The organism is Nocardioides sp. CCNWLW239, from assembly GCF_037137035.1.
In the GTDB taxonomy this organism is placed as follows: Bacteria; Actinomycetota; Actinomycetes; order Propionibacteriales; family Nocardioidaceae; genus Nocardioides.
In genome coordinates, this window is record NZ_JBBBNW010000003.1 from 414883 (window position 1) to 435382 (window position 20500).

Sequence of the window (20500 nt, forward strand, 5' to 3'; positions counted from 1 at the left end):
GGTTGCCGCATGCGGACCCTTGTCATCATGCGGCACGCCAAGGCCGAGGCGTCGGCACCCACCGACTACGAGCGGCAGCTCACCGAGCGCGGCCATGCCGACGCGGTCGCGGCGGGGGAGTGGTTGGCCGAGCAGGGCGTAGTCCCGGACTACGTCCTGGTCTCGGCGGCCGACCGCACCACCCAGACCTGGGAAGACGTCGCCGTCGCAGCATCGTGGGACCTGACGTTGGCGGAATACGACCAGGGTCTGTACGCCGCCGGCCCCGCCACCGCCCTCGACCTGGTTCGTGGGATCGACGACGGACACTCGACAGTGGTGGTGATCGGTCACAACCCCACGATGTTCTCCCTGGTGCAGCTTCTCGACGACGGCGAAGGTGACGACGAGGCCGGAAACGAGCTCGCGCTCGGTTTCCCCACCGCCGCCGTCGCCGTACTGAGCTACGACGGCGACTGGTCCGAGCTCGACGAGGCCGAGGCCTCCGTCACCGCTTTCCACGTCGGCCGCGCCTGACGCCGAGAGGTCGCCGCGTCGACCGAGAGGTCGCCCGCGTGGCCGAGAGGTCACGTACGTCGCTCGAGGCGTCGCGTTGCTGCCAACTCGGCCGGCGGGAGTGACGTCTCGACAGATCGGCTGGGGTGGATATGCGGGCTGAGACTGAGATTGGGCGGCCGAGACGTCACTCGTGTCGGCCGAGAGAGCACTCGCGTGACGCTTCGCCCGACGTACGTGACGCCTCGGCCGGCGTATGTGACGCCTCGGCAGGACTCAGATGAGGGGAGGGGCGGGGGTGACGATGCCGGCCTCGGCGTCGGCAGCCTCGATCTCCTCGCGGGAGATCCCGAGGAGATACATGATCGTGTCGAGGTAGGGGACGTTGATCGCGGTGCCGGCGGCCGAGCGGACCGCGGGCTTGGCGTTGTAGGCGATCCCCAGGCCGGCGGCGGCGAGCATGTCGAGGTCGTTGGCGCCGTCGCCGATGGCGACGGTGGCGGCCTCGGGGATGCCGATCTCGGCGGCGAACTCACGCAGCGCGCGAGCCTTGCCGGCCCGGTCGACGACCTCGCCGACGACCTCGCCGGTGAGTACGCCGTCGACGATCTCGAGCTCGTTGGCGCGGGCGTAGTGGATGCCGAGGTCGGCGGCCAGCCGGTCGGTGATCTGCGAGAACCCGCCGGAGACGATGGCGAAGCGGTAGCCGAGACGACGCAGCGTGCGGACCATCGTCCGCGCGCCCGGGTTGAGCTGCAGCCCGGCGTAGACCTCGTCCAGCGCGGTAGCGGGGACACCCTTGAGATACTTCACCCGGCCCCGCAGCGACTCCTCGAAGTCGAGCTCGCCGCGCATGGCCGCCTCGGTGACCGCGGCGACCTCCTTCTCGTAGCCGGCGTGGGCGGCGATCATCTCGATCACCTCACCGTCGATCAGGGTCGAGTCGACGTCCATGACGATCAGCCGCATGCCACGGCGGACGAGGTTGGCGGGCTGCACCGCGATGTCGACGCCCTGAGCGGCGGCCTCGGCCGACAGGGTCACCCGCAGCTCGTCGGGGGAGGCTCCGCTCACGTGCAGGTCGAAGGCGGTGACCGGGTAGCGGGCCAGCCGGATGATCCGGTCGATGTTGCCACCGGCCGAGGCGATGGTGCGCGTCACCGAAGCCAGCGCGGCCGCCTTCAGCGGCAGGCCGAGCACCGTCACCCGAGCCCGGTCGGCGGGCTCCCGGGGCGTGTCGCCGACACCCTCCTCGATCTCGACCGTCATGTCGAGAGCATGGGCGGTCTCCTCGATCGCGTGCTTGAGCGCGTCGGTGCTCGCCGCGTCGGCGGGGGCGGTCACCAGCAGACCGAGCACGAGCCGGGCCCGCAGCACGATCTGCTCCAGGTCGACCACGTCGACCCCCGCCAGCGCGAGGGTCGCCAAGGTGGCCGAGGTCAGCCCGGGACGGTCGTTTCCGGCAAGGGTGATCAGCAGGGTGTCGGGACGCCGCTCGAGCGCGTCGAATTCCTCGGTCATCGCTGCACAGGATAGTGGAGCCGGTGCCCGCGTCTCAGTCCGGCGGCCACACCTCGGGCGATCCCGCGGCCGTGAGCGCCCGACGCGCCGCCCGATCGAGCCCGACGAGCGCCTCACGACGGCGCGACATCTCCGAGGCCGACACCGCCGCGCCCTCGTCCTCCAGCGCGATCGCGACGATCTCCCCAGCCTGTACGCCGCGGGCCGCGAGCTCCACGCATCGCGCCGGCACCCCCGGTGCCCCCGCCAGCGCGGGCCGGTGACGCAGGTTCATCAGCCGGTCGGCGACCTCGGGCCGCCACCGGGCGACGTCGAGCTCGGCGAGCGCGGTCGCCGACTCGGTCAGCGCGAGCCGGAGAGCCCGGTCGGCCTCACCGACGTCGGGGAGCTGACGTCGCTGGGCTGCGTACGCCTGCCACTCGATGACCGCCCCGACCCGGACCGGTACGAGGCCGATGCCAGCGTCGCACACGACCGCCTCGCCAGCCTCCAGGGCGGCGTCGTTGAACGCCCGGGGACCACCGAGGCCGACCGGGTCGCCCTCGGCGGGGAAGGCCACCCCGACGCCGGTCGCCCCCTCCGTACGCAGCCGTCCCATCCCGCTCACCAGGGTGTCCGCGACCCCCTCGGCGCCACCGAGCCCGAGCGCGGCCAGGCCGCTGACGGTGTGGGTCGCGTCGGGCCCGATCACCGCGTCGAGCACCAGGTCGGTGACCGCCTCGCCGCGCAGCCAAGCCGTCATCCACCACGCCAGGCGCAGCGCCTCCGGGGTGGCTTCGATGGCCCCTATATCTTCACGACTCACGGGCGCCCACCCTATCCCCGGGGCCGTCGACCCCTCCCGATAGATTTGCCGCCATGGCAGCCGTGCTGGAGTTCACCGACGTCACCGTACGCCGCGGGGGCAACGCCCTTCTCGACTCTGTGAGCTGGGTGGTCGAAGAGGATGAACGCTGGGTCATCCTCGGCCACAACGGCGCCGGCAAGACCACGCTGCTCCAGACCGCCGCGGCCCAGCTCCACCCGACGTCGGGCACGGTGAAGATCCTCGGGGAGCAGATCGGCCGCATCGACGTCTTCGAGCTGCGCCCGCGCATCGGTCTCACCTCCGCCGCGCTGGCCGACCGGATCCCGCGTCACGAGCTCGTCCGCGACGTCGTGGTCAGCGCGTCCTACGGCGTCGTCGGGCGCTGGCGCGAGCACTACGACGACCTCGACCACGACCGCGCCCAGGAGCTGCTGATCGAGGTCGGCATCAAGCACCTCGGCGAGCGGAAGTTCGGCACTCTCTCCGAGGGTGAGCGCAAGCGCGTCCAGCTGGCCCGCGCTCTCATGGTCGACCCGGAGCTGCTGCTCCTCGACGAGCCCGCCGCCGGGCTCGATCTGGGCGGCCGCGAGGACCTCGTCTCCACGCTGTCGACGCTCGCCTATGACCCCGACAGCCCGGCGACCGTGCTGGTCTCCCATCACGTCGAGGAGATCCCGCCGGGCTTCAGCCACGTCCTGATGATGCGGTCCGGCCGGATCACCGCCCAGGGTCTCATCCAGGACACCCTGACCGCGGCCAACCTCTCCAAGACGTTCGGCATGCCGCTCGAGCTCGAGGCGAGCGAGGGCCGTTACTGGGCCAAGCGCCGCGCCCGCCACACCCGGTAGCCAGAAAGTTAAGAAGTCGCTACCCAAACCTCCACGCAACATGTGGTCGGCCTGGATAGGGTGACGCCCATGGACTGGCAGGACTGGGACTGGGCGATCTGGACGGCACTCGGAGCACTGCTCGTCGTCGGTGAGCTCTTCAGCCTGGACCTGATCCTGCTGATGCTCGCCACCGGCGCCTTCGCGGGCGCGCTGACCGGTGCGTTCACCGACAGCTTCGTGATCCAGGCGATCGTCGCGCTGGCGGTCTCGGTCTCCATGCTCGCGGTCGTACGACCGGGGTTGGCCAGGCGGCTTCACAACGGCCCGGAGATCCAGATCGGCGCCCAGAAGCTGATCGGGGTCCAGGCCATCTCGCCCGTCGAGATCAGTGCCCACAAGCCGGGGCAGCTCAAGCTCGAGGGCGAGCTCTGGACCGCTCAGCCCTATGACGAGACGCTCGTGATCGCGGCCGGCACGCCGGTCGAGGTGCTCGAGATCAGAGGAGCGACGGCGTACGTCCATCCTCTACCGGAGCTCGGGACTCCGTAGTTTCCGGGCAACCTGACGCACAACGAACAGACAAGGACTGATTGGCAATGGGTGGCATCATCCTGGCCCTACTGGTCATCTTGGCGGTGCTGGTGATCACCACGCTGGCCAAGACGATCAAGATCATCCCGCAGGCGCGGGTCGGCATCGTGGAGCGCTTCGGCAAGTTCCAGTCGAAGCGGGACCCCGGCCTGAACGCGGTGATCCCGTTCGTCGACAAGGTGCGCTACATGATCGACATGCGCGAGCAGGTCGTCGCGTTCGCGCCGCAGCCGGTGATCACCGAGGACAACCTGACCGTCTCGATCGACACCGTGATCTACTTCCAGGTCAACGACCCGGTGGCGGCGACCTACGAGATCGCCAACTACATCCAGGCCGTCGAGCAGCTGACCATGACCACCCTGCGCAACATCGTCGGTGGCATGACCCTCGAGGAGACGCTGACCAGCCGCGAGCAGATCAACTCCGGCCTCTCGATCGTCCTGGACGAGGCCACCGGCCGCTGGGGCATCAAGGTCAAGCGCGTCGAGATCAAGTCGATCGACCCGCCCATGTCCATCAAGGACGCGATGGAGAAGCAGATGCGCGCCGACCGTGACAAGCGCGCGGCGATCCTGACCGCCGAGGGCCAGCGCCAGTCCGCCATCCTCTCCGCGGAGGGAAACAAGCAGTCCGCCATCCTCAACGCCGAGGGTCAGCGCGAGTCGCAGATCCTGGCCGCGCAGGCCGACCGTGAGGCCGCGATCCTGCGAGCCCAGGGTGAGGGCCAGGCCATCCAGACCGTCTTCCAGGCGATCCACGACGGTCGTCCCGACCAGTCGCTGCTGGCCTACCAATACCTGCAGATGATGCCGAAGATCGCCGAGGGCGACGCCAACAAGGTGTGGATCGTCCCGAGCGAGATCGGCAAGGCGCTGGAGGGCCTCGGCTCGACGATGAACAGCCTCAAGGGCATCCCGGACGATGTCGAGGGACCGCTCAAGCGGGTCGACATGGGTTCGGCCGAACCGACCATCGACCTGGAGCAGTCCTCCGCGGCTGCTGCCGTCGAGGAGGCGCTCGCCGAGGCGAAGCAGGCTGAGGCCCCCAACCGGCCGCAGCCCCCCGCGCCTCCTGCTGCTCCGCCGGCCGCTCCGCCGGCCGAGCCGACTGCGTAGGTGGATCCGCTCCAAGCCGCCCTCATCCTGGTCGCCGGGGTGGGGGCGGGCACCATCAATGCCGCCGTCGGGTCCGGGACCCTGATCACGTTCCCGACGCTGCTGGCGTTCGGCGTACCTCCGGTGGTCGCCAACGTGTCCAACACGATCGGCCTGGTCCCGGGCTCCTTGGCCGGCGCCTGGGGATACCGCCGCGAGCTCGCCGGCCAGCGCAGCCGGATCCTGCGGTTGGGGGTCGCGGCGCTCCTGGGCGGAGCGGTCGGCGGGATCCTGCTGCTGGTGCTGCCGCCAGGGGCGTTCGAGGCGATCGTCCCCGTGCTGATCGGGCTCGGCGTGGTCCTGGTGATCACCGGGCCCCGCATCTCCCGATGGGTCGCCCGGCGACACGGCGACGCGCCCGATGACGGCAGTGAGCGCTGGTGGGTCTGGCCGGCGATCGCGATGCTCGGTGTCTACGGCGGCTACTTCGGTGCCGCTCAGGGAGTCCTGATGATCGCGATCATCGGCATCGGGGTCGCGGAGTCGCTGCAGCGTCTCAACGGGCTCAAGAACGTCCTGGTCGCCATCACCAACGGCGTCTCCGGGCTGCTCTTCGCCGTGGTGGCCGACGTCGACTGGCTGATCGCCCTGCTGATCGCCGTCGGTGCGACGATCGGCGGCCTGCTGGGAGCGAGGATCGGCCGCCTGCTGCCGCCCAACGTGCTCCGTGGCGTGATCGTCGTGGTCGGCATCACCGCTCTGGTCGCGTTTCTCATGGGCTGAGCCTGCCGGCTGAACCGGCAGGACCGAGTCTGATGGGATGGGCCCCATGGACCTCTACGACGCGATGCGGACCACCCATGCCGTACGCGAGTTCACCGACGACCCGCTGCCCGACGACGTCCTCGCCAGGATCCTCGACAACGCCCGGTTCGCTCCCTCCGGCGGGAACCGGCAGGGTGCCCACGTCGTGGTCGTACGCAGCCGGGCGACCCGCGAGCGTCTGGTCGAGCTGAGCGCGACGGGGGCCCGCAGATACCTCGCCCAGCAGAGGGCGGGGGAGATGCCGTGGAACACGGTGCACCCGAGCACTGTCACCGACGAGCAGATCGCCGGGACCCGGGTCCCGCGCGGGATGACCGAGCCGCTGCTCACCGCTGCGGCGGTGCTCGTCTTCCTGGTCGACCTCGGGGTGGTCGCATCCCTCGACTCCGAGCTGGACCGGGTGGGCCTCGTCTCCGGTGCGTCGGTCTACCCGCTGGTGTGGAACACGCTGCTGGCCGCGCGCAACGAGGGTTTCGGCGGCGTGATCACCACGATGGCCGTCGCGGAGGAGCCGGCCGTCCTCGAGCTTCTCGGCGCGCCGGAAGGGTACGCCGTCGCCGCTGTCGTGCCCGTGGGGAAGCCGGTCAAGCAGCTCACCAGGCTGCGGCGGCAGCCGGTCGAGGATTTCGTCACCTTGGAGACCTGGTCCGGGACACCGCTGCGAAATAGCTGATGGCGAGGTCCCGGAGGACCCCGCCATCAGTTCTCAGACCCGAGGATCAGGCCTTGTCGGTGGGCACGGTGACGTCAGTCGACCCGTTCCCGTTGCCGTTGCTGTGGTCGTCCTCGACGACCGCGAGCGCGAAGTCGTCGCCGTGCTCGGTGACACCGGTGATGACGGCCTGCTCGACCGCGTCCGCGGCGTACTGACCACGGACGATCAGCGGGTCGCTGGCCAGGTCCTTCTGCAGCGAGACCACCAGGCCGACCATGATCACGGTGAACGGCAGCGCCGCCACGATCGTGATCGTCTGCAGCCCGGACAGCGCGTCCGCCCCACCTGCGATCAGCCCCAGGATGGCCACGACTCCGGTCGCGACACCCCAGAAGACCACCGTCGAGCGGCTGGGCTCCTCCGCGCCGTGCTCGGAGAGCGTGCCCATCACGATCGAGGCCGCGTCGGCGCCGGAGACGAAGAAGATCGCCACCAGCACCATCACCAGAACGCTCATCACGGTCGCCAGCGGGAACTGGTCGAGCGTGGTGAACAGCTGCGACTCGACGCCGCCGAGACCAGCGATGTCGACCGTGCCGTCACGCTGCAGGTCGATGGCGGTGCCACCCATGATGCAGAACCAGAGCACGCTGACGGCGCTCGGGACGAGCAGCACGCCGGCGACGAACTGCCGGATGGTGCGCCCACGCGAGATCCGCGCGATGAACATGCCGACGAACGGCGTCCAGGAGATCCACCAGGCCCAGTAGAAGACGGTCCAGGAGCCGAGCCAGGCGGAGGTCTCCTCGCCGCCGACACCGGTGCGGGCCGACATCTGGGCGAGGTCGCCGATGTAGGTGCCGAGCGAGGTCGGGATCAGGTCGAGGATGAAGACCGTCGGGCCGACCACGAAGAGGAACAGCGCCAGGAGCAGGGCGAGCACCATGTTGATGTTGGAGAGCCACTGGATGCCCTTGGCGACACCGGAGACCGCCGAGATCACGAAGCAGACCGTCAGGATCGCGATGATCCCGATGAGGACGTTGTTGCCGACCTCGCCGAGCCCGGCCACGATCTGCAGGCCGCTCTCGATCTGGATCGCGCCCGTGCCGAGCGAGGTGGCGGAGCCGAACAGCGTCGCGAAGATCGCGAAGATGTCGATCGCCTTGCCCGCCGGGCCCTCGACCGTCTTCTTCCCGAGCAGCGGCGTGAAGGCCGAGGAGATCAGGCTGACGCGGCCCTTGCGGTAGGCGCCGTAGCCGATCGCCAGACCCACGACGGCATAGATCGCCCAGGGGTGCAGCGTCCAGTGGAACATCGTGGTCGCCATCGCGTGCTGGATGGCTTCCGGGTTGCCCGCCTCACCGGTGCCCGGCGGCGGGGTGACGAAGTGCGAGATCGGCTCGCTGACGCCGTAGAACATCAGGCCGATGCCCATGCCGGCGCTGAACATCATCGCGACCCAGGAGGCCGTCTTGAACTCCGGCTTCTCGTCGTCGCGGCCCAAGGGGATGTTGCCGTACTTGCTGACGGCGAGCCAGATGATGTAGATGACGAAGCCGCTGGCAGTCAGGACGAAGACCCAGTCGGCCTTGTCCAGCACCCAGGTGAGGGCGTCTCCGGCGACCGCACCCATGCCTTCGGTGTTGATGAAACCCCATGCCATGAACGCGATGGCGATGGCCGCCGCGATGCCGAAGACGACCCAGTCGATTCCCTTGCGTTGTTCCTGTTCGCTCGAGATCGGCAGGTCCAGCGCGGGGTGGGGGACGACCTCGCCGGTAGGGGATTTGAGGAGGTCGGAGGGGTTGTGCTGATCGCTATGCTGAGGACTGTCTGTCTTCTTATCAGAAGTCACACTGTTGTCCTTCCGGTTGGGATCGGGACCACAGCACCCTAACGCCCACCGGCTTTGCCTTCCGTTCACCGGGGGTCGGCGCCCCGGAGAACGACAGCGAAGTTTGTCCCGACTGTGTCGGGCCGTTTCCTGCGCTGTTCGGGCTCTGTGGGCCTCAGATACCCCGCCGGGTTCAGACCCCGTACGCAGCCAGCCAGCGCTCGATCTCGGCGTAGGCCTGCTTGCGGACGTCGGGGCGCGACAGGATCACGTCGTGCTTCGCCCCGGGCACCGCGACGTAGGTGACGTGGCTGCCGATCGCGGTCGCCCAGCGGCGGATCTGACGCACGTCGAGCACGACGTCGGTCGAGTGGACGAGCTCGCCCATCGCCTTGGGCTTGCTGGAGCGGTCGGAGGAGAGCACCAGCACCGGCGCCTTCACGTCGAGACCGCGGTGGAGCTTGGCGTGGCCGTCGCGGATCGCCTTGAGCCAGCCGAGCCGGATCGGGTAGGAGCCGACCGGCTTGAGGCCGAGGTCGAACTCCCACTCGCCGTCGTGGTCGACGTGGAGCGACATGGTGTAGAAGCCATTGACGTCGCGGCCCAGCTCACGCAACGGGACCCGATGGCCGATCCGGCGCACGACGGGGGTGGCGACCTCACGCAGCAGGAACGAGCCCTGCAGGTCGAGCCAGGGGGAGTTGAGCACCATCCCGGCCAGCTCGTCGGGCTGGCGGTCGTCGGCCCACAGCGAGGTGGTCAGGCCACCGGTGGAGTGGGCGCTGAGCATGATGTGGGAGTGGCCGTCGCGTTCGGTGATCAGCGACCAGGCGGCGTCGATCTCGTCGAAGTATTCGGCGAGATCACCGACGTACGTCCCCGACTGGTGCTCACGCAGCGAGCGACCGTACTTGCGCAGGTCGAGGCCGTAGAAGTCGTAGCCGCGCGCGGTCCACCACTCGGCGTACTCCTTCTGGAAGAAGTAGTCGGAGAAGCCGTGGACGTAGAGGACAGCGGCCTTCGCGTCGCCGTCGGCCGGACGCTTGACCAGCGTGGCCACGACGGTGCCCTCGAAGTCGTCCGCGAGCTCGATGGTCTCGACGGTGTAGGGCTCACCGAGTACGTCGATCGTCATGAACGCATCTTCTCACCAGAACGTGGGAACCAGGCCCCGACGTCCGTAGACGTCGGTCACGATCTCCTTCAGCCGCCCGGAGTCGGGGACCGCGTCGGGGTCGAGCACGCGGATGCCGAGGTTGCAGGTCTCGCCCACCTCGGACCACCACGACGTCACCCCGCCGCGCATCCGGCGCAGCTCGCCGCGGGTCGCTCCGAGCGCGAGAGCGCGGAAGACGATCGAGTCGGCCGCCACGCCGAAGGGCGCCACGAAGTCGGGGTCGGGCCGGCCCAGGTTGGACGCCAGACCGAGGGGAGTGACGACGTTCTCGAGCAGGGGCTTGGCGAGACGGTCCGGGATCATCTGGGCCAACGGCGCGATGTGCGCGATCGGGTCGGGGCGGGTGCCTTGGAACAGGGCGGAGAACTCCTGCTTCGCACGCGCCCGGATGTGGGCCAGGTCGGTGACCCGGCCGACGCCGTCACGCAGCTCGGTCTCCACGGCGATCGAGACGCCCGAGGTGGCGTTGGAACGCAGGTCGCGCTCGCCGCGCAGCGAGACCGGCAGGGACATCTTGACCGGCTCGCCGGGGCGTACGATCCCGGCCTCGAGGAGAACCTCGACCGTGATCGCGACCTGCAGCGCGTTGGAGGTGCCGCCGGCCCGCTCGACGGCGGCGTCCCACTCGACGACCGGGCAGTCGGCGGCAGCGAAGGCCACCTCGTGGACGACGTCGTCGTCGGGCCGCGGGGCAGGCACCGGCCGCTGGTCGGAGGACTGGGCCTCCAGGGCCGGTGGCCTCCCGGCCCTCCGGGCTGTCCGGAGACCGCGAACGGCTGCGCGTGCCATCGCACGAGCGTCACGCCGGTCGTCCGCGCGGGTGACCTCGGCAGCCGCGGGATCGTCGAGCGGAAGCCGGGGCAGTGGCTGGCGGCGTACGGCTGCGATCAGCGCCCCGAGCTTCATCCCGCCGTCGCAGACGATGTGCGAGGCGTTGTAGGACACGATCGTGCCGCCGTCGGCGGTGTGGGCCATGAAGAACGCCCACAGCGGGCCGTGGACCGGGTCGAACGGGACGTCGTCGACGGTGGCGTCCAGCCAGGTGACGATCTGGTCGGGCTCGATCCGGCCGGGGTGCAGGCGGACCGGTTCGGCGCTCGTGCTCGGCACCCAGCGTGAGCGGGCGCCGAGCACCTGAGGACGGACGACGAGGCGGTTGAGCGGCCCCTGTGCCAGCGCGTCGACAACCTCCTGGACCGCCTCGACCGGGACCTCCGACGGAAAGCGCCAGGCGGTCTGGGCCACGACCGGGGCACCGATCACGGTTGCGGAACGGAGGAAGACCTCGTCGTCGTAAGTCAGCCGGTTGGTGGGTTCAGGCGTGAACGGCGCCGGGCGGGACCCACGGTTCGCCGGGGGCAGGGAGGGCGGCGTCGCAGGCTCGGCCATGGGGTCACCACACCTCGACCTTCAGGCCCCACGAGCCGAGCTCCTCGAGGACGAGGTTCTTCAGGGTGCCCAGGTCAGGCACGCGGTCGGGCTCGGCGGCGACCAGGTTGAGCGTCGTACGCGGCCCGGACTGGATCAGCCAGGCGATGATCCCGCCGCCGACGTCGTAGGCGTCCTGGGCGGTCGCGTTCTGGTAGCCGGCGAGGCCGGTGACGAGTCGTACGTCCTCGCCCATCGCGTAGCGGTAGTCGTCGGGGAGCTGAGGCAGGTTGGAGGCCATGCACGCCGCGGCCGGCGGCTGCGGGAGCCTGTCCAGCACCGCGTCGGGCATCATCTGCATCATCGCCAGCGGAACCGGGACCAGCCCTGGGCCCGCTTCGCCGAGCCGGATGTAGGCCGCCTTGGAGAGCCTCTTGATCTCGGCGAGATCGTGCCGCTCGAGCACGTCGCGCGGCACCTCGACCATGGCCACGCGCGTCGAGTTGGAACGTACGTCACCAGGCTGGAAGTCGCTCATCGGCAACGAGACGGGGACGTCGCCCCGGTCGACCGGCACGTGGTCGATGCGGACGAGCAGGTCGGCGACCACGTTGATGAACCACGCGTTGGTCGAGCCACCGTGCTCGGCGGCGATCGTCGCCATCGTCTCGGTGTCGAACTCGGTGATCAGCCGCGGCATCCGCCAGGTCTCCGGCGCCGGGTTCGGCGTGGCCTCCGGGTAGACGCGAGGCGCCTTCGCGGCCAGTGCGGCGGTGCCGTCCTGCTTCGCCCGACGACGGGCGATGACCCAGTCCCGGACGGCGCGCCACTGCGCGCGGCTGTCGGCGGCCTCGGCGCGGAGGCGGTCCCAGCCGGGGGCGGGGGCGGGCGGCAGCCGCAGCGGCTCTGCGCGTGCGGCCCGACACACGGCGTCGAGCACGGAGCCTCCGTCGCCGACCGCGTGGGCCAGCAGCAGGGAGACGACCGAGGTGCCGTCGTCGAGATCGATCGCGGCGAGCCGACAGGTCAGACCCTCGTGCGGGTCGAGGTGGTCGCTGTGACGCTGCCGGAGCCAGTCGGTGACCTCGGCGACCGGGAGGATCTCCTCGTAGAGGTCGATCGACGGTTCGCGGTCCGCGTTGGTCCACAGGTCACGGGCGCCGGGGAACCTCGCCCGGTGCAGCTTCCGCGACAGCCCGCCCTCGGCCAGGCCGGCCGCGATGTAGCGCAGCCGCGCGGCGTCGTACGGGCTGTTCAGCCGCCAGATCCACTGGTTGGCGATCGGACTGCCGAGTCCGCGATGACGGCGCGCGAAGAGATCGTCCGCGAACTGGAGGCGGCCGGAGTTGTCGATCGGCGCACGGGTGGCAGCGGGCATGGGTAGTCCTCCGAGATAAGGGCTGGCGGCCGGGCAGCGGCCCGTCGTGGGCACACGACAGGTGCGCGCAGGGGGAGGAGTCAATCGGAGTCGACAGGTCATGTAAACCCCCGGGGGCAACAAAGGATGTGTGGCAATCCCCACGTCCGGGAGGAGTCGAATTCGGGTCCGCACCTGTGCGCACAATAGGCCGCGACATGGGACGGCATCGCTGCCGTCGCAGGCGGGTCGCCTTCTCGGGCTACGGCGTTCTTGAGGTTCGTTCACGTCTCTGAGCCGGCGTTTTGCCACCACGAGCCCCCCACCGCAGAGAGGAACTCCACCTCTGATGGAGTACACCGAGCTGTCCGCGTACGACGTACCCCCGGGCGAGGTGACCGCGTGGATCCCCACCGCGGAGCCGAGCGCCTGGGTCGCCGACGAGCGCCGACTGTCCCACAACCACGAGCTGCACCTCGACACCGCAGAGGCGGGTTCCTGGATCGGCTCGATCATGCGCTTGAACGCGCCGCTCGATGCCGAGGCGCTCGGCCTCGCGCTCCGCGCCTGGATCGGCCGGCACGAGGCGCTGCGCGGGACTGTCGAGGAGACCCCCGCCGGCCGACGGCGCCGGGCAGTCGCCCCGGCCGACGTGTCGGTGACGGCCACCGCGCTCGGTCGCTTCGACGCCGCGGGCGCCCGGTCCTGCATCGCCGACCTCCTCGCCGAGCACATCGACCCGACGGCCTGGCCCCATGTCGTCTTCGCGACGGTTGCGGACGCCGACGGGTTCACCCTCGTCTTCGGCGCCGACCACGGCGTCATGGACGCCTACTCCCAGCTGCTCTGGTTCGAGGAGATCGCCTCGCTCTACGAGCGAGCGCTGGCCGGTGAGCCGTTCGCGGACCTGGCCGTGGCCACCACGGGCAGCCACATCGACCACGCCGTCGCGGAACGGGCCACCGGCGATGCGATGTCGCTCGAGAGCGAGTCGGTGCGCGTCTGGCGCGACTGGCTGACCCGTCCCGACGGGCAGCTGCGGTTCGCCGACTTCCCGGTCCCGGGCATCACCGACGTACCCTCCTCGGCGTCGCCCCTGGCGCAGGCCAGCCTGTCCCAGTGGCTCGGCGACCACCGTCAGGCCCGGGCCCTGGGCGAGCTGTTCAAGGAGGCCGGCGTCGGGTTCCAGGCCGGGATGATGGGCGCGATGGCGTACGTCCTGCGTGCCCAGCACGGCGTGGAGCGGATGCGTTTCGTGGCACCCATGCACACCCGCTACACCGCCGAGCACGCTGCCGCGGTGGGTTGGTACGTGGGTCTGGTCCCGGTGACTCTCGACATCACCGGCGCGACGACGCTGCCGGAGGTCGCCGGCCGCGTGCAGGCGGCGCTCGCGGAGACCAAGCCGTTGGTGCCGCAGCCGTTCGCGCGGGTCGCGGGCCTGCTCGACGTCTCGGACGCACCCCACTTCGTGGTCACGTTCGTCGACACCCGCTTCATCCCCGGTGCCGAGCGCTGGAACGGCTGGGACGCCCGTACGCTGCGGGCTCCCGTCCGCGCCGACGACGAGGTCTATCTGTGGCTCGTGCGCGACCGGGACGGCCTGAACGTGTCGACGCGCTACCCGGAGACGGTCGCCGCGGAGCGGGTCGTACGCGGCCTGATCGGCGGGATGAGCGACCTCGTCGACGAGATCGCCCGGCCCGAGACCGCCGAGCTGGAGGGCACCGCATGAGTGAACGCCGGCGAACGAAGGTCGGGCTCAGGCCGCCGGGTCCGTGTCAGTCGCTCTCCTCGGCGGAGGCGGCGGCATGAGGATCGGGGCGCTCGCCGAGCTGGCCCCGGCGCCCGGCCGCGTGGTCGTGCTGCGTCCGACGGCCGAGTGTCAGGCGGCGGCCGACACGGCACCGGTCTCTCCCGGAGCGCCGTCGTTCCTGCAGGCCGACCACCTCGACGCCTACCGCGCGAAGGTTGCCGCCGGTGGCGTGCACCGTGCCTGGACCGGCACGGCGGGCGAGCTCTCCGGAACCTTCTCGGTCTCGGCCTACGCCGAGGCGCTGACGTCGTTCGTGCGACGCCATGAGGGGCTGCGGACCTGGTTCGACCTCTCGGGATCCGCTCCGGTCCGCCACCTCGTGCCCGCGGAGGCGATCGCGTTCGAGGCCGTCGAGGTCGAGGCGCCGGCCGACTGGACCGGTGGCTGGGAGGACCTCCTCGTCAGCCTCTGGGACGAGCAGTGCCGCCCCGACTCCTGGGCGCCGTTCCTCCTCGGCGCCATCGTGCGCGAGGGCGGTTTCAGCTACTTCTGGGGCTGCGACCATGCCTTCACCGACGGCGCCTCGCAGCTGATGGTCCCGGCCGAGCTCGGAACCGCCTATTCCGCCGCGCTCGGCGCCGAGGTCGAGCCGCTGCCCGAGGCCGACAGCTTCGTGACGTACGCCGCCGCCGAGCGGCAGCTCGCCGCCGGCCTGGACGCGGAGGCGCCGGCGGTGCGCGAGTGGGTCGACATCGTCTTGCGTCACGGTGGACGGCTGCCGCGGTTTCCGGTCTCCCTGGGGCTGGACGCGGGAGAGACCGCGCCGGTCCGGGTCCGGCGATGGACCGCTCTCGAGGGTGAGGCGGTGGACGCGCTGGAGTCGCTGTGCCGTTCCGCTGGGGGAAGGTTCACCAGCGGCGTCTTCGCACTCATGGCCCATGCCGAGCAGCGCCTGACCGGCAGCTCGGACTATCTGGGGATCACCGTGCTGGGCACCCGGTCGCCACAGACCGCGATGTCGCACGGCTGGTTCTGCAACTTCGCTCCGGTCTCGATGGCGCTGGGGGAGACCTTCGCCGAGACCGTGGTCGCGGCGGAGAAGGCCTTCGGCACCGCCCGCGAGCTCGCCCGGACCCCGGTCCACGCACCGCTGGGCGCGATGGTCGCCGGCGGCGTGCTCGCGCCGAGCGAGCTGGCCAGGCCGCAGATGGTCTCCTACCTCGACGTACGCAAGTTCCCGGGCGCGGGCACCGTCCCGTTCGACACGGGGCTGCACTTCACCGGCGAGGGGCGCACCGCCAACGCGAGCCTGTGGGTCAACCGCTTCGGCGACCGTTTCGAGCTCGCCACCCAGAGCCCCGACACCGAGCCCGGCGGACGGGCCGTGGCGACCTTCTTCGCGGCGGTCCACGACGTCCTCGCCGACCTCGGGCTGCCGGTGCGTCCCGTCGATGCCGACGAGATCATCGGAAGCGGACATGCGGGTCACGACCGCTGACCTGTGGGACCCCCGGCCGGGCACGCTGCTGAGCTGGGACGTCTCCGCCCCGGCTCACGGTGTGCCTGCCGAGCTCTCGCTCAACCAGCGCAACCATCTCGTCGGCGCGCTGGCCGGTACGCCGACCGTCTGGTTGGCCGCCGCCTTCGACGTCGACGGTCCGATCGATCCGGGTGCGCTCTCGTGCACCTGGCGGGCCTTCCTCGCGCGCCACGACAGCCTGCAGCTCGCGGTGGCCGCTGGCGCGGACGGGCCGCAGGCGTCTCGGCACCACCCCGGCACGCTGACCTGGTCTGTCGCCCGTCCCGGTCGCACGACGACCGTCGAGGAGACCCGTGCCGCGCTGCACACCGCCCTCGACGAGCGGTGCAGCCCGTTCGGCTACCCCGCGTTCCTGCCCGCCGCGATCTCGCGGCCGGACCGCTCCACGATCGTCCTCGGCATGGACCATCTGCACGGCGACGCCCTCTCGGTCGCTGTCGCGGTCGAAGAGCTCGCGGAGCTCTACGCCGCCTTCGCGGACCGCGGCGAGGAACCCCCGCTGCCGCCGGTGGGCTCGTTCCTGGAGGCGGTCTCGCAGGGGTCCGACGGCCCGGCGCGGGTCGCTCCCGACGACCCGCGGCTCCGCGGCTGGGACGACTTCCTCACCGACCGCGGCCACCGGCTGCCGACCTTCCCGCTGCCGCTCGGCGTCGAGCCGGGCGAGCGGGCCGCCCAGGCCACCACCGTGGCGCCGCTCGCCGACGCCGACCTGATGGACCGCATCGGTGCCCGTGCCCGCACCAACGGCGCCTCGACGTACGCCGCCGTCCTGGCCGCCCTCGCCACCGGGATCGCCGACCTCGGCGGTGGCGATCGCCTGGACACGCTGGCGCCGGTCTCCACCCGCCCCGCGCCGGCGCTCGACGGGTTGGGCCTGAGCCGCTCGATCGGCTGGTACACCACCACCGTCCCGCTCACCGTCCCCGCCTCGATCACCGATCCGGGACTGGCCGCGGCCGGCGACGCGGTCCGTCACGGCGTACGCCTCGGGGCGGTGCCGCTCGACCAGGTCCTCGGCTCGCTCACCGAGCCGCTGGTGCAGACCCGCAGCGACGTCTTCGTGGTGTCCTGGGTCGACTACCGCCACCTCCCCGGCGGTTCCTCCCACCTCGAGCGCAACGCCCACCACATCTCCGCCTCCACCCAGGCCGACGACGTCCAGATCTGGTTCTCCCGCACCCACACCGGCCTCGCCGTCCGCGTCCGCTACCCCGACACCGGGGTGGCCGCAGCGTCTGTCGACTCCCTTCTGGACCGCCTCCGCCACACCCTCCCCAGGGTGGGCGTGACCCCGAGCGGTGTGAGAGGGGTCACGCGCGCGACCGGTTCACCACGAACATGACACCAGTGACCACTGCGCCGATCAGGATGGGTCGCAGGGCGATCATGCCGATCACCTCGCCGTGTTGTAGCAAGCAGGTGCACACGGCTACGGCGACGCCGGCTAGGCAGACGAACCAGTTCCACCAGGCACCGAAGGAGCCGACGAGCCGGCGTCCGAAGTAGCCGCGCACTGAGCGGGGGATGCGGCGTGCGGTCAGGACGGAGTAGGCGCCGATCCCGCCGAGGAGCAGGAGCGCGACCGTCCAGCTCGCCAGGTTCGGGCCGCCGGAGATGCTCACGATCAGCAGGCCGCCGAGGAGCGCCATCACAGCGGCTGCGTAGAGCCGCAGAGGAAATGCTGCCGCGAGGCGGTCGAGGTTGCGGCGGGCGATCTCGGAGTGCGGGTCGCTGCGCAGAGACTGCGCCAGGCCTCGTACAGCGCGCCCGAGGTTGACGGTGCCCTGCAACACGGTGAGGTTGTTGAGGGCGACGGGCTGGTTCGGATCGATGGCGAGCGCCCGCTCGTACGCTGCCTTCGCCGTCGTGTAGTCATTGCGTGACTGCGCCACGATCCCGAGCGTCGTGTGGCTCACGGCCTCGTTCGGGGCGAGGCGTACGGCTTCGTGGGCCGCGTGCAGTGCCTCGAGTGAGCGCTCGGGCACTCCCATCGCCGCCTCGGCGAATACCTTGTGGGTCCGCCACTCGTGCGGCGCCAGCCGGACCGCCTCGTTGGCCGCGCGGACCGCCTCTTGATCCAGGCCGATCTTGCCGAGCGCCAGGGCGCAGAGGCGATGACCCCACTCGTCCTCGGGAGCGAGGGCGACGACCCGGTTGGCAGCCTCGAGCGCACTGGCGTGGTCACCCTGGCCGAGCAGGCACTGAGCCCGCAGGGCGTGCAGTCCCGCCTCATCCGGTGCCCGCGCCAGCAACGCCTCGACGAGTGGGCGGGCCTCGTTCCAGCGGCGCAGCTCGAGCAGAGACTCGATACGGGCGCCGGCCCGAAGGATGTCCTGCGGTTGGTCGGTCACAGACGACGGTTCTTCCGCATGTACCTCGCCAGCTCGTCGTACGAACCGTCCTCGTTGGCGAACATCACGATGTTGCGCGCGGTGTCGAACCACGGCCCGACGGAGGGCCGGATGTCGGCGAGAGCCGCCTCGATGTCGGCCTGCGAGATCATCCGCACATCGCCTGTCTCCGCCGCCTCCATCAGCGCGATCTCGGCCGCCGAGTTGCAGGCGTGGGCGATGTCTGCCCCGGTGTAGCCCTCGGTCGCCTTCGCCAGCCGCTTCAGATCGATGCCCGCGACCGGGCGCTCGCTGAGGTGGAGCTGCCAGATCGCTGCACGTGCCTCCAGATCCGGGGGGAGCACCAGCAGCGTACGGTCGAAGCGGCCAGGACGGCGCAAGGCGGGATCGACGTCCCATGGTGCGTTGGTCGCAGCCAGGACGAAGACGCCCTCGTTGCTGGTGGTGACACCGTCGAGCTCGGTCAGGAGCTGGTTGACCGCCGTCCGCATCCCGTCGGAGCTGAGCCGGCTGCGCTTGTGGCCGATGGCGTCGACCTCATCGAGAAAGACCACGCACGGCGTCGAGGCACGAGCGGTCTCGAAGAGCTCGTGGACGTTCTTCTCCGAGTTCCCGATGTACATGTCCAGGACGTCGGCGATCGAGACTGAGATGAACTGCGCGCCCAGCTCGCCGGCCAGCGCGCGAGCGATGAAGGTCTTGCCACATCCGGGCGGCCCGTAGAGGAGCAGGCCCCCGCGGAGGGACTTCTGATACATCGTCCGGAGCTTCTCGTTGCGCATCGGCGCCAGGAATGCCGCATTGAGCCGCTTCTTGACCTCTTTCATCCCGCCCACATCGGCGAGAGTCATCCCAGACGTCTCGACGTCGTACGCGGCGACCTCCGACTCCGCCGCCGAGGACGTGGCAAACATCGGTGGCACCACGTCACCCAGGTCCTCTGCCGCCGCGGTCCAGTCGAATTCCGCTGGACCACTCGACCCGGCAGGCGTCGACGGCTCGTTCTGCCCGACGAGGGCCTGCGCCATCAGCTCGCGGGCCTGCGCTGATCCGGGGTCCTGCTGGAGGACAGTTGCAGCGTGCTCGATCGCCTCGGGTCCTCGCCCCGCGTCGATGAGCAGCTGCGCCAGGTGCAGCCGGAGGGTGGCGTCTTGGGGCGAGCCGGCAACCGCGCGGAGGAGGCTGTCGATCAGTGCGTCGGACATGACGCGATTGATATCACCTGTGGGAGTCGAACTGCACGCGGTTACGACAGGGCGAGCCCGAAGAACCGGCCGGCGACCCATGCGCCAAGGAACATCATGCCCGCCGCTGCGAGGCCGGGAACGGCTTGCCCGATCGGGAGGAGGCACGTCGCCAGGGTCGCGATCGGTGCCCAGACCCACATCGACGCGTACCAGAGCTGCTCAGGCGTGACCAGCTGTCGTGCGAAGTAGCCCCGAATCGAGCGTGGGATACGCCGGAAGAAGTAGACGACGTACGCGATGTGCATCGCGACCATGCAGATGCCGATGAGGACGGTCCAGAGAGTCGGCCCACCGCCGACGATGGCGAGGACCCAACCCGGGAAGAAGCACATGAGGGTGATCGCCATGATGGGGAGCGAGAACAGCTGAGCGAGCTGGTCGAGGTTCTCCTTGGCGACATCGAGGTCGGGCGCCATCCGCAGCGCATGTGCGTATCCGGCGACCGACCTGTTGAGCAACAGAGGGCTGGTCAGTGTCGTGAGATTGTTCCGCGCTTCTGCATGCTCCGGGTCGAGCGCCAGCGCGGCGCGGTATGCCTTCCGTGCAGTGCGCCGGTCGTACCGGTGCTGACTCACCAGGCCCATCGTGAAGTGGGCGTCGGGCTCGTTGGGCGCCAGCCTGACGGTCTCGTGGGCGGCCCGAAGGGCGTCGTAGGAGTAGTGAGCGGCATCCTCGAAAGACTTGGGTAGGTCACAGGCGACCGGAGCGTAGGTGTTGTGAGTGCGCCAGTTGCCTGGGTCGAGTCTGACCGCCTCTCCGGCGGCTCGAATGGCATCGTCATGCGCCCCGAGCCTGTCGAGTGCGAGCGCACAGATCCGGTAGCCGAACTCCTCCTCGGGATCGTGGAGAATCATGCGGTTGCCCGCCCGGAGTGCAGCCCGATAGTCACCGAGTCCGAGCATGCACTGCGCGAGCAGCCCGAGGAGCGCGACGTCGTTGGGCTGTTCGGCGAGCCGCGCCTCGATGAGGCTGGACGCCTGGGCCCAGCGGCGCAGCGCAACCAGTGCCTCGATCCGGGCGACGACTTCGGTGGGCACGGATGATT

Annotated in this window: 18 protein-coding genes; 9 read left to right on the forward strand and 9 right to left on the reverse strand. The window is 70.3% G+C overall.

The window, feature by feature from the left end:
- Nucleotides 1-9 precede the first annotated feature (9 nt).
- Nucleotides 10-516: a SixA phosphatase family protein gene (locus tag WBG06_RS13830; protein WP_336737377.1), complete on the forward strand. Its 507-nt coding sequence runs from the start codon at nucleotides 10-12 to the stop codon at nucleotides 514-516.
- Between the two features lie 255 nt (nucleotides 517-771).
- Here the strand turns inward: WBG06_RS13830 and serB are convergent, their stop codons facing one another.
- On the reverse strand, nucleotides 772-2016 hold the full coding sequence (serB, locus tag WBG06_RS13835; protein WP_336737378.1) for a phosphoserine phosphatase SerB: 1245 nt from the start codon (nucleotides 2014-2016) through the stop codon (nucleotides 772-774).
- Between the two features lie 34 nt (nucleotides 2017-2050).
- Nucleotides 2051-2821: a hypothetical protein gene (locus tag WBG06_RS13840; protein WP_336737379.1), complete on the reverse strand. Its 771-nt coding sequence runs from the start codon at nucleotides 2819-2821 to the stop codon at nucleotides 2051-2053.
- A gap of 53 nt (nucleotides 2822-2874) precedes the next feature.
- On the opposite strand from WBG06_RS13840, the gene WBG06_RS13845 reads away from it, so the two are divergent.
- The 5 genes from WBG06_RS13845 to WBG06_RS13865 all read left to right on the forward strand — a co-directional run bounded on the left by WBG06_RS13845 (nucleotide 2875) and on the right by WBG06_RS13865 (nucleotide 6840).
- Nucleotides 2875-3672, forward strand: a complete 798-nt coding sequence (locus tag WBG06_RS13845) for an ABC transporter ATP-binding protein (RefSeq protein WP_336737381.1) — start codon at nucleotides 2875-2877, stop codon at nucleotides 3670-3672.
- Nucleotides 3673-3741: 69 nt separating this feature from the next.
- On the forward strand, nucleotides 3742-4203 hold the full coding sequence (locus WBG06_RS13850) for an NfeD family protein (RefSeq protein ID WP_160022689.1): 462 nt from the start codon (nucleotides 3742-3744) through the stop codon (nucleotides 4201-4203).
- 47 nt (nucleotides 4204-4250) lie between these two features.
- Nucleotides 4251-5363: an SPFH domain-containing protein gene (locus tag WBG06_RS13855; protein ID WP_336737383.1), complete on the forward strand. Its 1113-nt coding sequence runs from the start codon at nucleotides 4251-4253 to the stop codon at nucleotides 5361-5363.
- Complete coding sequence (locus WBG06_RS13860; protein ID WP_336737384.1) at nucleotides 5364-6125, forward strand: sulfite exporter TauE/SafE family protein; 762 nt, start codon at nucleotides 5364-5366, stop codon at nucleotides 6123-6125. It abuts the gene before it with no gap.
- Between the two features lie 46 nt (nucleotides 6126-6171).
- A complete protein-coding gene (locus WBG06_RS13865; protein ID WP_336737385.1) occupies nucleotides 6172-6840 on the forward strand; it encodes a nitroreductase family protein in 669 nt (222 codons plus the stop codon).
- A gap of 46 nt (nucleotides 6841-6886) precedes the next feature.
- Here WBG06_RS13865 and WBG06_RS13870 read toward each other — a convergent pair whose 3' ends face one another.
- The 4 genes from WBG06_RS13870 to WBG06_RS13885 all read right to left on the reverse strand — a co-directional run bounded on the left by WBG06_RS13870 (nucleotide 6887) and on the right by WBG06_RS13885 (nucleotide 12582).
- Entirely contained in the window at nucleotides 6887-8680 is a 1794-nt protein-coding gene (locus WBG06_RS13870; protein WP_336737387.1) for a BCCT family transporter, read from the reverse strand.
- Nucleotides 8681-8852: 172 nt separating this feature from the next.
- Entirely contained in the window at nucleotides 8853-9794 is a 942-nt protein-coding gene (locus WBG06_RS13875; RefSeq protein WP_336737389.1) for an alpha/beta hydrolase, read from the reverse strand.
- A 12-nt stretch (nucleotides 9795-9806) separates the two neighbouring features.
- On the reverse strand, nucleotides 9807-11225 hold the full coding sequence (locus tag WBG06_RS13880; RefSeq protein ID WP_336737391.1) for a hypothetical protein: 1419 nt from the start codon (nucleotides 11223-11225) through the stop codon (nucleotides 9807-9809).
- Nucleotides 11226-11229: 4 nt separating this feature from the next.
- Nucleotides 11230-12582 carry a hypothetical protein gene (locus WBG06_RS13885; protein WP_336737392.1) on the reverse strand — a complete coding sequence of 451 codons (1353 nt, stop codon included), beginning with the start codon at nucleotides 12580-12582 and terminating at the stop codon, nucleotides 11230-11232.
- A gap of 328 nt (nucleotides 12583-12910) precedes the next feature.
- Between WBG06_RS13885 and WBG06_RS13890 the strand changes: the two genes are divergently transcribed.
- From WBG06_RS13890 to WBG06_RS13900, 3 genes are all read left to right on the forward strand, one after another.
- On the forward strand, nucleotides 12911-14296 hold the full coding sequence (locus WBG06_RS13890; protein WP_336737394.1) for a condensation domain-containing protein: 1386 nt from the start codon (nucleotides 12911-12913) through the stop codon (nucleotides 14294-14296).
- Between the two features lie 76 nt (nucleotides 14297-14372).
- On the forward strand, nucleotides 14373-15815 hold the full coding sequence (locus WBG06_RS13895) for a condensation domain-containing protein (RefSeq protein WP_336737395.1): 1443 nt from the start codon (nucleotides 14373-14375) through the stop codon (nucleotides 15813-15815).
- On the forward strand, nucleotides 15796-17199 hold the full coding sequence (locus WBG06_RS13900; RefSeq protein WP_336737397.1) for a condensation domain-containing protein: 1404 nt from the start codon (nucleotides 15796-15798) through the stop codon (nucleotides 17197-17199). Before WBG06_RS13895 ends, WBG06_RS13900 begins: the two co-directional genes overlap by 20 nt.
- On the opposite strand, the gene WBG06_RS13905 is transcribed toward WBG06_RS13900, so the two are convergent.
- From WBG06_RS13905 to WBG06_RS13915, 3 genes are read right to left on the reverse strand one after another with little or no spacing between them, the layout of a single operon-like run.
- Nucleotides 17168-18208, reverse strand: coding sequence for a tetratricopeptide repeat protein (locus WBG06_RS13905; RefSeq protein WP_336737399.1), 1041 nt, complete (start codon nucleotides 18206-18208; stop codon nucleotides 17168-17170). The two genes, WBG06_RS13900 and WBG06_RS13905, sit on opposite strands and share 32 nt — an antisense overlap.
- Entirely contained in the window at nucleotides 18205-19413 is a 1209-nt protein-coding gene (locus WBG06_RS13910) for an AAA family ATPase (protein ID WP_336737401.1), read from the reverse strand. The genes WBG06_RS13905 and WBG06_RS13910 overlap by 4 nt, the downstream gene beginning before the upstream one ends.
- Nucleotides 19414-19454: 41 nt before the next feature.
- A complete protein-coding gene (locus WBG06_RS13915; RefSeq protein WP_336737403.1) occupies nucleotides 19455-20492 on the reverse strand; it encodes a hypothetical protein in 1038 nt (345 codons plus the stop codon).
- Nucleotides 20493-20500: the final 8 nt, after the last annotated feature.

Excerpts from the sequence above, each read along its gene's own strand:
- serB (WP_336737378.1), bottom strand. The coding sequence starts at position 2,016 with ATGACCGAGGAATTCGACGCGCTCGAGCGGCGTCCCGACACCCTGCTG.
- WBG06_RS13830 (WP_336737377.1), top strand. The coding sequence starts at position 10 with ATGCGGACCCTTGTCATCATGCGGCACGCCAAGGCCGAGGCGTCGGCA.
- WBG06_RS13880 (WP_336737391.1), bottom strand. The coding sequence starts at position 11,225 with ATGGCCGAGCCTGCGACGCCGCCCTCCCTGCCCCCGGCGAACCGTGGG.
- WBG06_RS13850 (WP_160022689.1), top strand. The coding sequence starts at position 3,742 with ATGGACTGGCAGGACTGGGACTGGGCGATCTGGACGGCACTCGGAGCA.
- WBG06_RS13845 (WP_336737381.1), top strand. The coding sequence starts at position 2,875 with ATGGCAGCCGTGCTGGAGTTCACCGACGTCACCGTACGCCGCGGGGGC.
- WBG06_RS13875 (WP_336737389.1), bottom strand. The coding sequence starts at position 9,794 with ATGACGATCGACGTACTCGGTGAGCCCTACACCGTCGAGACCATCGAG.
- WBG06_RS13865 (WP_336737385.1), top strand. The coding sequence starts at position 6,172 with ATGGACCTCTACGACGCGATGCGGACCACCCATGCCGTACGCGAGTTC.
- WBG06_RS13895 (WP_336737395.1), top strand. The coding sequence starts at position 14,373 with ATGAGGATCGGGGCGCTCGCCGAGCTGGCCCCGGCGCCCGGCCGCGTG.
- WBG06_RS13900 (WP_336737397.1), top strand. The coding sequence starts at position 15,796 with ATGCGGGTCACGACCGCTGACCTGTGGGACCCCCGGCCGGGCACGCTG.
- WBG06_RS13910 (WP_336737401.1), bottom strand. The coding sequence starts at position 19,413 with ATGTCCGACGCACTGATCGACAGCCTCCTCCGCGCGGTTGCCGGCTCG.
- WBG06_RS13855 (WP_336737383.1), top strand. The coding sequence starts at position 4,251 with ATGGGTGGCATCATCCTGGCCCTACTGGTCATCTTGGCGGTGCTGGTG.
- WBG06_RS13890 (WP_336737394.1), top strand. The coding sequence starts at position 12,911 with ATGGAGTACACCGAGCTGTCCGCGTACGACGTACCCCCGGGCGAGGTG.
- WBG06_RS13885 (WP_336737392.1), bottom strand. The coding sequence starts at position 12,582 with ATGCCCGCTGCCACCCGTGCGCCGATCGACAACTCCGGCCGCCTCCAG.